The following is an 11,069-nucleotide window of genomic DNA, read 5'->3' on the forward strand; positions in this document are numbered from 1 at the left end:
CCTCAAGCACGTGGTGATCACGCACGGGGCCGGGGCCAGGAAGTGTCCAGCCGGAGGGACGAACTGCTCGCTCCGGAACTCTGGCCGCACCACTCCCAGAAGGGCGGTGGTTCGCGGGTCTCCGGGAAACGGGACTACGGCGGCCATGCGGCTGTCGGCGCTCACCGGGCGCCCCGGAAGCCGACACGGTCCAGCTCTTCGGCCAGGTCGTCAGCGTCCAGCTGGCCGTAGGTGTCTGCCGTGGTGTGGACCGAGCCATGCGTGAGCAACTCACTCGCGACCTCCAGCCGCACGCCCGCCCGCAAAAGCGCGGTCGCGTGAGTGTGCCGGAACAGATGCGGATGAAAGTCGACTCCTGCCCGCCGTCGCAGCCGCTTGACCAGGCTCATTGCCGCCCAGTACTTCATCGGTGCACCGACCGTCCCATTCCACAGGTTCACGAAGACGTAGTCGCAGTCCAGCTCGCCGTACTCGGCGAACAGGTAGTCGGTGTAGAGGTCGAGCAACGTCTGCCGGACCGGGACCTCCTTGGGATCCCGGCTCTTGCCGCGTGCCCGGTTGGCGTTGTTGTCCCGGGGCCGCAGCGTCAGGGTCCGCCGGTCTGTGTTGATGTCCTCGTGCCGCAGTCCCAGCGCCTGCCCGATCCGGCAGCCGGTCTCGAACATCAAGGCCATCAGCAGCCGGTCCCGCAACCGCTCACAGGCGTCCAAAATCTGCTGCACTTCGGCATCCGACAGAGTGGCGGGCCGCCGCTTGACCTGCTTCAGCCGGGTCGGCCGTCCGGTGACCTGGCGCTCGGCGATGCCGGCCAGGAAGCCGCCGTGGTCGCCGATCGAGGTTGCCCGGCGATGCAGCTGGGCGCCCATGCCGACGCCGCGGCGGGCGAGGAACTCGTAGAACATGTAGACGCTGTTCAGCGCGCGGTTCACCGTCGACGCCTCGCGGGCAGGCCCGTCATCGGTGTCCGCCAGCCGTAGCCGTCCGGGCTGGACCGGGCGCCGCAGCCACCCGGCGAACTGATCCACCTGTTCAGGGGACGCCGCCAACAAATTGACGCCCAGCAGCTGCAGGAAGTCCAGCCACGCCTTCAGGTCGAAGGCCCGGGCACGAAGCGTGTTCGGCGAGTGCTCCCGGTCGGTACAGAGAGCGAGGTAGTCGTCCACCGGCTCGACGACCCGCCCCTCATCGTCCACGACTGCGTACGTCTCCTGCCGCACCCCGGACCCCACGACCCGTCGCACGTACATCCCGGCCCCTCCCCACCCAGTGGATCTCCTCGGATGGGGCACCGCTGCTGGAGCGGGCGGCGGAGCCCAAGCGCACAGGAACTGGAGCTGGTCGAGGAGCATGACGCGGACCTGGATGTGGCGGCGCTGTGGGCGGCCGTCGAGGAGGTCGCGCCCCGCTCGGCGGTGATGTCCGCGGCGGCCACGGTCGTCTCGCTGGTGCCCGAGGACGAGGACTCGGCCGGGGTCGCCATGCGGGCCGCGCTCGCCAACCGGTACAACACGGTGCGGCCGTTCCTCGCGCTGCTGGGCGAGTCGAAGGCGCTGTCCGCGGCCCCGGGCGGGGCGCGGGTCCTGGAGGGGGTGCGGCGGCTGCCGGCGCTGGCGCGGCGGAAGGTGAGCGTCAAGCCGCTGCTGCCGCGCGAGGTCGACGACAAGCTGGTGCCGCCCGCGTGGCGCAAGGCGGTGTACGCCAACCCCGACCTGCTGCAGGGCGCGGTCGACCGGGACGCGTACGTGGTGTGCGTGCTGGAGCAGCTGCACCGGGCCCTGAACAGCCGCAACGTGTTCGCCTCGCCCTCGCACCGCTGGTCCGACCCGCGCGCGCGGCTCCTGGACGGCAAGGAGTGGGACGCCGTACACGAGGACGTCCTGGCCGGGCTGAGCCTGGACATGCCCGTCGAGGAGCACCTGGCCGAACTCGTGCGGGGCCTGGATGCGGGGTGGAAGCTGCTGGCCGAACGCCTGGAGGAGGCCGGGGAGTCGGCGAAGGTCAGCATCGAGGTGATGGACAACGGCCGGGCGAAGCTGAACGTGGACAAGCTCGGCGCGCTCGGCGAGCCGAAGTCGCTGACCTGGCTGCGCAAGCGGGTCGAGAAGATGCTGCCGAAGGTCGACCTGCCGGACCTTTTGTTCGAGGTGCACTCCTGGACCGGCTTCCTCGACGCGTTCGTGCACCTGGGCGACGGCACCCCCCGCATGAAGGACCTCACCACGTCCGTGGTCGCGCTGCTCGTCTCGGAGGCGTGCAACATCGGCCTGACCCCGGTCGTCAACCCCGGCTACGAGGCGCTGACCCGCTCCCGGCTCGTCCAGGTCGACCAGTACTACCTGCGTGCCGACACCATCGCCGCGGCGAACGCCGCGCTGATCGAGGCCCAGTCCCAGGTGCCCATCGTGCAGTACTGGGGCCAGGGCCTGCTCACGTCCGTGGACGGGCTGCGGTTCGCCGTCCCCGTGCGCACCATCAACGCCGCCCCGTCGCCGAAGTACTTCGGCTTCAAGCGCGGCATCACCTGGCTCAACGCAGTGAATGACCAGGTCGCGGGCATCGGGCAGATGGTGGTGCCCGGCACCCCGCGCGACTCGCTGCACATCCTGGACGCGCTGTTGAACCTCGACGGTGGGGTGAAGCCGGAGATGGTCGCGACCGACAACGCCACGTACTCCGACATGGTGTTCGGCCTGTTCAAGATCCTCGGCTACAACTTCAGCCCGCGCTTCCGGGACCTGAACGACCAGCGGTTCTGGCGGGCGACCATGCCCGGCGTCGAGACGGGCTCGTACGGAGTGTTGGAGGACCTCGCCCGCAACCGCGTGAACCTGAGCAAGGTGATCACGCAGTGGCCGGACATGCTGAAGGTGGCCGGCTCCCTGGTCACCAACCAGGTGCGGGCGTACGCCCTGCTGCGGATGTTCGGCGGGGAGGGCCGCCCCAACCCGCTGGGGCAGGCGTTCGCCGAGTACGGGCGGATCGCCAAGACCGAGCATCTGCTGCGCGTGGTCGACCCGGTCGACGACACCTACCGGCGGCAGATGAACCGGCAGCTCACCGTGCAGGAATCCCGCCACAAGCTCGCCCGGGACGTGTGCCACGGCAAGCGCGGCACCATCCACCAGGCGTACCGCGACGGGATGGAGGACCAGCTCGGCGCGCTCGGCCTGGTCCTCAATGCCGTCGTGCTGTGGACCACGAAGTACATCGACGCCGCCGTCGCCCAGCTCCGCGCCGAGGGTCACGAGATCCGCGACGAGGACATCGCCCGGCTCTCCCCGCTCAAGCACCGCAACCTCAACGTGCTCGGCCGCTACAGCTTCACCGCCACCGTCCCGGCCGCCGGCGCCCTGCGCCCGCTGCGCGACCCGGAGGCGCCGGAACTCGACGACGACGAGGACGGCCAGGAGGAGTGAGCCCGCCGCCTTCGTCAAGGACGGCTCTGCGGCTGCGGCGTTTGTCCTCGTGTGCGCCCTGAGGCGGGCAGCGTTGCGGCTACCCGGGCGATCCGCGCTCCTGCCCGGCTTGCCACGCCTGCACGGCGGCCGCCAGCTGCTCCTGCAGTTCGGCCGGCATCGGCGTTCCGGTCGCGGCCGCCGTCACAGTCTCGGCAACCTCTCGCAGTTTGATGTTGGTGTGCTGGGAGACGGTCACCAGGGTCTCCCACGCCTCCTCCGGCTGGCAGGCGAAGGAGGCCATCAGTACGCCGCGGGCCATGTCGATGACCGGCCGGCTCTCCATCGCGTGTTCTAGCTGTTCCTTCTCCCGCAGCAGTTTCACGGCCTCACCCGGTGCCAGGCCGTCCTCATCCGCCCTCGGCGCTGACCGGCCGCCGTCGCGCTGGACCGCGTTCGTCGCTGCGGCGCGGGCGCGCCGAACCCGGCGCTCGGTAGGTCGCATGCCGAGCGCCTGCCCCATACGCGCACCGACACACCCGCACGGGGCCAAGGGGGAGATGAGGGCAGCGCAGACGCTCGCGTATGCCAGCTGGATCAATGTCCTGATTGCGCGGGTGTGCGGGGGTACTCGGGCGCCATGAAGCTGCATCTTCCGCATCGGAAAGAACACCACGGCAGCGACGAGGCCCCCGAACGCGAAGTCCCTCCGCCCGAGAAGGTGGGCCCGGGGCCCGCGGTGGAGCGCCGCGCGCCGGACGCGCCGACGCAGCTACCGAAGACGGCGTGGGGGGCGGTGCTGAAAGGTGCCCTGCGGGAGTTCAAGGACGACGAGCTGACCGACCGGGCCGCGGCGCTGACCTACTACGGGATCCTGTCGCTCTTCCCGGCCCTGCTGGTGCTGGTGTCGATACTCGGCCTGGGCGGCAAGTCGGCCACGGACACGGTGCTCAACAATCTCCAGCAGTTCACTCCCGGCTCCGCCCGGGACATCATCACAGGGGCCGTGCAACAGCTGCAGAACAACGCCGGCCTCGGCTCGATCATGGCCATTGTCGGCATCGTCCTGGCGGTGTGGTCGGCCTCCGGATACGTCGCCGCGTTCATCCGCGCGGCCAACGCCGTCTACGACATGCCGGAGGGCCGCCCGGTGTGGAAGGTTCTGCCGGTGCGGGTAGGGGTGACGGTGGTGCTGATGGTGATGGCCGTGGCCAGCGCGCTGATCGTGGTGTTCACCGGCGCTCTGGCCCGCCAGGCCGGCAAGACGCTGGGGATCGGGGACACCGCGCTGACGGTGTGGTCGATCGCCAAGTGGCCCGTCCTGGTGGTGCTGGTCACGATCATGATCGCGATTTTGTACTGGGCCACGCCGAACGCCCGGGTGAAGGGCTTTCGGTGGATCACACCGGGCAGCTTCCTCGCCCTGCTGATCTGGGTGATTGCCTCCGCCGCCTTCGCGTTCTACGTCGCCAACTTCGCCTCCTACAACAAGACCTACGGCACCATGGCCGGCGTCATCGTCTTCCTGCTGTGGCTGTGGATCAGCAACCTGGCGATCCTGCTGGGCCTGGAGTTCGACGCGGAGACCGTGCGGCAGCGGGCGATCGCTGGCGGCCTGCCGCCGGAGAAGGAGCCCTACACGCAGCCGCGCGACACCCGCAAGTGGGACGAGGAGGACCTGCGCCGGCTGGATGAACCATGACCGTTGTGTGGCGATCCTGACGGCCGGGCCCGCTTACCTCGGCCTGTTTGGGGATATCCGCAGTTCATGAGGTTGCTGACGGGCCTGCATGAGGCCGATCGGGTGCTGACACAGCGGGCGGCATCCCGGATCCCGCCGGGCGCGGCCCGGGTGCTGTCGGCGGTGGAGGAGTCCGCGGAGAGCACGAAGCTGTGGTGCGCTGCGGCCGGCGCGATGGTCTGGCTGGGCGGGTGGCGGGGCCGCAAGGCGGCGGCCGCGGGACTGGGGGCCCTGGTGGTGGCGCAACTGGCGTCCAACGGCCTGTGCAAGCAGCTGGCCGACCGGCCCAGGCCGCCGGCCGAATGGATCCCGCACGACGAGGTCGAAGACCGCCCCGACTCCTCCTCGTTCCCCTCCGGGCACGCCGCGGCCGCCATCGCCTTCACCACCGCCGTCGCCCCCGCCTGGCCGGCCGCCGGCGCACTGTGCGCGGTGCCGGCCGCCATGGTGGCCGTCGAGCGGGTGCAGTCCGGCGCCCACTATCCCAGCGACGTCGCCGCCGGCGCCGCCATCGGCCTGGCCAGCGCCTGGCTCACCCGCCATGCCCCGGCGCTGTTCCTGCGCCACTGGCTGTAGACCGAGAACCGAGCCGTCCGACGCGAGAAGCGGGTGTGCGGAGCTGCCCGACGGCCAGGTAGGCCAGGGAGCGCATCGGCAGCGAAGGGCGCCGCGGGCGACGACCGGACCGTGCCAGGGCGTCTCCTCGCGGGCGCGGGTCGGCCCGCTGGAACCTGCTCAGCGGGCCGACGCTGTGTGCCCCGCAAGCCCCACACCACCGGACACACCCGGGACAAGCCGGCCGGAGCCGCCGCCGCGGCCTTCCGGGAGGCCGTCGTGCGAGTAACCCGTATCCCAGGGCGTAACCCGGCCCTGCCGTGGTGCGGGGCTGCCGGGCAGGCGCTGACAGTCGATTCCCGCCCCGGCTGCGTTACCTGAACTGGGGCGTTCGGGGTACTCGCGCGCTAAAGCGAGGGCCGGACTGCCCGGCCCGCCGGAACGACAGCGGGAGGTGACCGTCGTGACGGGCACGCAGCCGTACGCGTCCGGGCCCGATCCCCGCGCGCACCACTCCGGCCAGGAGCCGGTGAGCGAGCTGGTGCAGCGGGCCTCGCAGCAGCTGACGGAGCTGGTGCGCGGGGAAATGCACCTGGCGCAGGCGGAGATGAAGGAGAAGGGCAAACGCTACGGCAAGGGCGGCGGGCTCTTCGGCGGCGCCGGAGTGGTCGGCTTCCTGATGCTGCAGGCCATGGTGGCCACCGCCATCGCGGCGCTGGCCGTGCCGCTGCCCGTGTGGGCCGCGGCGCTGATCGTGACCGCCGCGCTGGGGCTGGTTGCCGCGGTGATGGCCCTTGGCGGGAAGAAGCAGGTCAGCCAGGCCGCGCCGCCCGCCCCTGAGCAGACGATCGAGAACGTGAAGGCCGACGTGGCCGAGATCAAGGAGAGCGCACAGCGATGACCCAGCCACCCCACGACGAGCCCACCGCCGCCAGCCCGGAAGAGCTGCGCGAAAAGGTCGAGCAGACCCGCGCCGAGCTCGGCGAGACCGTCGAGGCACTCGCCGCCAAGACCGACGTCAAAACCCGCGCCCAGCAAAAGGCCACCGCGGTCAAGGACCAGGCCACGGCCAAGGCCGGCGAACTGAAGACCAAGGCCACCGACCTGGCCCACCAGACGCAGGACAAGCTGCCCGACCCGGTCAAGGACAAGGCCGCCCACACCGCCGAACAAGCCCGCGCCAAGGCGGCCCAGGCCGGACAGCTGTGGCACGACAAGGCCCCCGAACCCGTACAGCACACCACCGCACAGGGCGCCCGGGTGGCGCGGGAGCACCGCGCCCTGCTACTCGCGGCCGCCGGCGCGGCGGTGCTGGTGTGGTTGGCCTGCTGCCGCAAGGAGTGACCGAGATGAAGGCATCGAAGATCGCCTACAAGCCGGTCGGCCTGGCACTCGGCGCCGTCAGCGGCATAGTCGCCGGCGCCCTGTTCAAACAGTCGTGGAAGATGCTCGGCCACGACGAGGACGCCCCCGACGCCACCGACGAGGAACGCACCTGGAGCGAAGTGGTCCTGGCCGCCACCCTGCAAGGCGCGATCTTCGCCGCGGTCAAGGCCGCCGTCGACCGCGCCGGCGCCACCGCCACCCGCCGCATGACCGGCACCTGGCCCGGCTGAACCAGTCCGCACGGGGTGTGGAGCCACGAGGGGCGTCACGTCCGGCGACGTGCGGCGGGATCGCGTTCGGCGACATGACGGGCGACGGCGTCGACGCCGGGACGCGCGTACCGCTCCAGGGAGCGGACGGAAGCGTGGCGGAGCGGCCAGCAGCATCGGGGTGGAGGTGCCGTCTTCGGCGTCGTGTGTGAGTGCGCTGTGGCGTAGGCGGTGGAGTGTCCAGCCGTCCAGGTCCTCGATGTCCTCGGGTGAGGCGAGCGGGTTGGCCAGCAGCCGGGTGTTCTCCTCGAAGATCTCTTCGGCCCGGCGGTAGGAGAGCCGGGCGCGGCCGGTCTCCGGGCACACGTCGAGCGTCGGCGTCCCTGCCGGGGCCTTGCGGTCGGTGAGGAACAGCGGGCCGCGGGTACGGCGTGCAATGAGGCGGGGCAGGAGCTGGGCGGTGCCGGACTGCCAGTGAATCGACTCCGTGGCCCCGCCCTTGGCGGTGATCTTCCCGCGTTTGTCCTGCGGGTACAGGTCTTCCACGTTCAGGCACAGCACCTCGTCGGCGCGGGCCGCGGATTCGTAGAGCATTTTCCAGAACGTCGTCTCGCGCAGGGCGACGTCCAGCCGCCACAGGGCGGCGATCTGGTTCTCGGCCAGGGCCTTGGTGCGGTCGGGCGGTGCCGGCCGCCGCTCGATGCCGATCGTCGGGTCGCCGTCGATCCAGCCCTGGCGCTGCCACCAGCCGATCGCCTTGCGGGCGATGGACAGTTCGCGGTTGACGGTGCCGGCGTCCATCTCGTCGGCCCGCGCCGCCGCCAGTTCGGCCAGGACTTCCGGCAGTGCCGGGTCGTCGATCGCGGTGACGGGGAAGACGGGCGGTTTCGCGCCGCGTCGGGCGGGTCCGGTCGGCGCGGGTTCGCCGGTGAGCATCCACCCCCACGTTGTCAGTGAGATCCGGTAGATCCGCGCGGAGGATTTCGCGATGCCCGCGCCGGTGAGGTAGCGCTCGACCGCCGCGGTGTACGACGAGGGCGGGGCGGACAGGGGCACGACCCGGGCGCGCGGCAGGCGGAGCGCGCCCCCGCTTCCAATTTCGGTCACCGGTTCGATCGCCACGCTCGCCCCGCCCTTCCGGCCCTGCCGCAGTAAATGCGTACACCTCGCCTGCGGCGGCCGGAGAACCCGCCGCAGGTCGCGGTGATCACGGTAGGGGCTCCGCCGCAGTAAATCCGGCATTTACTGCGACAGCATTCTGGCGGGACATCAGGGCGCGCAAGTCCGACGAGCTGACCCCGAAGGCTCTCGCACGCGGACGCCGATCCATAGGCGCCTGCCGGGACGATATGGAGCCCAGAGCTTCACAGAGAGCTACTTGCCACTTCGTGGCAGCTCCGGGAGTAGAGGGCCGAGGCCGATACCGAAGCTGCCAGTCAGCCCCATGATCGTTCTCACCGATAACCGCTGTACCGATGTTCCCCAAGGCCGTACATGGTGGAAGGACGTTGACTGGGGGGTTCGGCAGTGGTGCTGGTGGTCGTGGGGATCGGCCGTCGTCGCTCTTGTGGCTGGCTTGTACGGCGATCGGCATTGCTGGGGCGGCCTCGCGAATGTAGCCCCAGAAGGCCGGACCGTTTTCTGCACGCCCGGACTGTTCGCGGATCTTCTCTTCGCGCTTCCCGGCCCGCCGTGAGGTGGTGATGGACCTGCGCACCCTCGCGGCCAACATCCGCGCCGACGCCGAAGGCCGCTGCGCCGGCGCGGAACCCGGATGGCAGGCCGGAGTCGAGTGGACGCTGCTGTGGATCGAGAACACCGCCAGTCAGCTGACCAAGAGCAGGTCGTAGCAGGTCGGTCGTGACCGGCAGGCCAGCAGTGCGCTGACCTGCCGTGGTCGGGGTGTTGGTCGGCGTGCCCACGCCGTGGTCGGGCCGGTGGTCGGGTGCGCACGCGCCACTCGGTTTGCGGACGGACAGGCCGGGTGAAAGGCATGGGGCTTGTGACGTGGACGCTGCCGCAACCGATGCTCGCCGCCCCTGTATCCGACCCGGCTCTGCTGCCCGGGTGGGCAGGAGAGCCGAAATTATGGACAGGGTTTACAGCTGTCCATTGTCCAACGGGCCAGGGCCTCTCCAGTCAGCGGGGAGTGACACCGGGGAGGCCCTGGCGAATCGGGAGGGGGCGTTACCCCCGGAGGGAACCGTCAGACTTGGATCGCGTGGTCCGGTTCCAGTAGTCCGCCCTCGTTGGACCGTCGGCCAGCAGGGTCATGGTGTGTTCGGACAGCTGATACGGCTCGTCCGAGAGGTTGACCACGCACAAGAAACCGGGGTCGCGGCGGAAGGCGAGGACACCGACGGGGGCGTCAACCCACGCGAGGGACACCGCGAAATACGAGAACCACCAGGTCCGGCTCCGGCCCGAACTGATGGTCCGGGGCCTCCAGTTTGGTCCGCCGCTGACACCGCAACCGCTTACATATGGGTGCCGCCGTCTATGCGGATCTCCGTGCCGGTGATGAACACGCCATCCACCGAGCCGAGCATGGCGACGACGCCCGCGACTGTCTCAGGCCCGGCGAAGCCCTGGCCGATGGCCGGGAGCAGCTTCATCATGACTTCGTAGTTCGCGTCGTCGGGCAGGCCCGGGCCGACGTTCTCCTTGCTGGTGCCACTCGCGTCGGTCATCCCGGAGGAGATCGAGCCCGGCGCGACGGCGGTGAAGCGGATGCCCTGCTTGCTGTACTCGCCGGCGAGCGCATGGGTCATGGACTGGATGCCGCCCTTGCTGGCGGCGTAGGCGGCCATGTAGGGGTGCGAGAAGCTCGCCGAGGTGGAGCTGAAGTTGACCACGGCCGGGTTCTCGCCCTGGAGCAGCGCCGGGATCGTCTCGCGGATCATCAGGAAGGTGCCGGTCAGGTTGACCGCGATGACGTGGTTGAACTGTTCCAGGCTGGTCTCGTGGGTGTGCGAGGAGCGCAGGATGCCGGCCGCGTTGACCAGCACGTCCAGGCCTCCACCGAGGGCCGCGAGGGCCGCCGCGACGGCCTCGCGGACGGAGGTCTCGTCGGCGATGTTCACCTGGACGGTGTGCAGACGGGCCTTGGTACCGGTGTCGGCGGCGAGCTTGCGGGTGGCGGTCAGGCCGGCCGTATCGACGTCGGCGGCGACGACGTGGCCGCCCTCAGCGAGTATGCGCAGGACGGTGGCCTGGCCGATCCCGGAGCCTGCTCCGGTGATCAGGACACGGCGGTCGTTGTAGCGGTTCATGGGAGTGCTCCTGTTTCTGGTGAGTGAGTCTGGTGGTCGGTCGGCCGATGAAGTTATGGCGTGGCCTTGGGTTGGATGCCCGCGCGGACGCGTTTGGCGTGCTGGCCGGTGGGCCGCGGCGTGGTGGAACGTCAGGAGCCGTGGATCCAGTAGCCGGCGATGTCGTCGGCAGGTTTGGTCAGGAAGGTGTGTCGGCAGTGCCGATGAGCCGGGTGCTTTCAGGCTGGGCGGAGTCGAAGGCGGGCCGGCCGGGCTCGCCCGTCACCAGGAACTGGCTCCAGGCGATGGTGAGTTCCTCGCGGACCGCTTGGTTGCCTGGGGTGGCGGTGTCCAGCGCTGTCGGTTTGGAGCCCAGGTAGATCAGCTCCACACCGTGGAAGGCGCTGCTGCCCGGACCGAACGGCTCGGCGGAGATCAGGTATGTGTGGATGCGACCGCCCGCCCTGGTCTGGGCCCGTGCCGGACTGGCCGACGGCACGCGGTAGAGCGCGTCGCTGAGGAAGCGGGTGCG

The 11,069-nt window shown here is 70.2% G+C and carries 11 protein-coding genes and 1 pseudogene; 8 read left to right on the plus strand and 4 right to left on the minus strand.

The window, feature by feature from the left end:
* Window positions 1-161: 161 nt before the first annotated feature.
* The gene (locus tag ABZS97_RS02365; RefSeq protein WP_356132596.1) at window positions 162-1,247 is read right to left on the minus strand and encodes a tyrosine-type recombinase/integrase; all 1,086 of its coding nucleotides are present in this window, start codon (window positions 1,245-1,247) and stop codon (window positions 162-164) included.
* 75 nt (window positions 1,248-1,322) lie between these two features.
* On the opposite strand from ABZS97_RS02365, the pseudogene ABZS97_RS02370 reads away from it, so the two are divergent.
* A pseudogene (locus ABZS97_RS02370) lies at window positions 1,323-3,416 on the plus strand (Tn3 family transposase); the annotation flags it as partial.
* 79 nt (window positions 3,417-3,495) lie between these two features.
* Here the strand turns inward: ABZS97_RS02370 and ABZS97_RS02375 are convergent.
* Window positions 3,496-3,900 (minus strand): ANTAR domain-containing protein, encoded by a 405-nt coding sequence (locus tag ABZS97_RS02375; protein ID WP_356132598.1) that lies wholly within the window; start codon window positions 3,898-3,900, stop codon window positions 3,496-3,498.
* A gap of 135 nt (window positions 3,901-4,035) precedes the next feature.
* Between ABZS97_RS02375 and ABZS97_RS02380 the strand changes: the two genes are divergently transcribed.
* The 7 genes from ABZS97_RS02380 (at window position 4,036) to ABZS97_RS02410 (ending at window position 9,136) form a co-directional block, all read left to right on the plus strand.
* Window positions 4,036-5,097 (plus strand): YihY/virulence factor BrkB family protein, encoded by a 1,062-nt coding sequence (locus tag ABZS97_RS02380; RefSeq protein ID WP_356132600.1) that lies wholly within the window; start codon window positions 4,036-4,038, stop codon window positions 5,095-5,097.
* Window positions 5,098-5,163: 66 nt separating this feature from the next.
* Window positions 5,164-5,712: a phosphatase PAP2 family protein gene (locus tag ABZS97_RS02385; RefSeq protein ID WP_356132602.1), complete on the plus strand. Its 549-nt coding sequence runs from the start codon at window positions 5,164-5,166 to the stop codon at window positions 5,710-5,712.
* Window positions 5,713-6,220: 508 nt separating this feature from the next.
* Window positions 6,221-6,592, plus strand: a complete 372-nt coding sequence (locus tag ABZS97_RS02390) for a phage holin family protein (RefSeq protein ID WP_356132767.1) — start codon at window positions 6,221-6,223, stop codon at window positions 6,590-6,592.
* The gene (locus ABZS97_RS02395) at window positions 6,589-7,035 is read left to right on the plus strand and encodes a DUF3618 domain-containing protein (protein ID WP_356132604.1); all 447 of its coding nucleotides are present in this window, start codon (window positions 6,589-6,591) and stop codon (window positions 7,033-7,035) included. The genes ABZS97_RS02390 and ABZS97_RS02395 overlap by 4 nt, the downstream gene beginning before the upstream one ends.
* Window positions 7,036-7,040: 5 nt before the next feature.
* Entirely contained in the window at window positions 7,041-7,307 is a 267-nt protein-coding gene (locus ABZS97_RS02400) for a DUF4235 domain-containing protein (RefSeq protein WP_356132606.1), read from the plus strand.
* Window positions 7,308-7,760: 453 nt separating this feature from the next.
* Window positions 7,761-8,243 carry a hypothetical protein gene (locus ABZS97_RS02405; RefSeq protein ID WP_356132608.1) on the plus strand — a complete coding sequence of 161 codons (483 nt, stop codon included), beginning with the start codon at window positions 7,761-7,763 and terminating at the stop codon, window positions 8,241-8,243.
* A gap of 746 nt (window positions 8,244-8,989) precedes the next feature.
* Window positions 8,990-9,136: a hypothetical protein gene (locus ABZS97_RS02410; RefSeq protein WP_356132610.1), complete on the plus strand. Its 147-nt coding sequence runs from the start codon at window positions 8,990-8,992 to the stop codon at window positions 9,134-9,136.
* 627 nt (window positions 9,137-9,763) lie between these two features.
* Here the strand turns inward: ABZS97_RS02410 and ABZS97_RS02415 are convergent.
* Together ABZS97_RS02415 and ABZS97_RS02420 are read right to left on the minus strand one after the other, a co-directional pair.
* Window positions 9,764-10,558: an SDR family NAD(P)-dependent oxidoreductase gene (locus ABZS97_RS02415; protein WP_356132612.1), complete on the minus strand. Its 795-nt coding sequence runs from the start codon at window positions 10,556-10,558 to the stop codon at window positions 9,764-9,766.
* A 178-nt stretch (window positions 10,559-10,736) separates the two neighbouring features.
* Window positions 10,737-11,036, minus strand: a complete 300-nt coding sequence (locus ABZS97_RS02420) for a hypothetical protein (protein ID WP_356132614.1) — start codon at window positions 11,034-11,036, stop codon at window positions 10,737-10,739.
* Between the last annotated feature and the right edge of the window lie 33 nt (window positions 11,037-11,069).

This window comes from Streptomyces sp. NPDC005485 (assembly GCF_040606085.1).
Classification (GTDB): Bacteria; Actinomycetota; Actinomycetes; order Streptomycetales; family Streptomycetaceae; genus Streptomyces.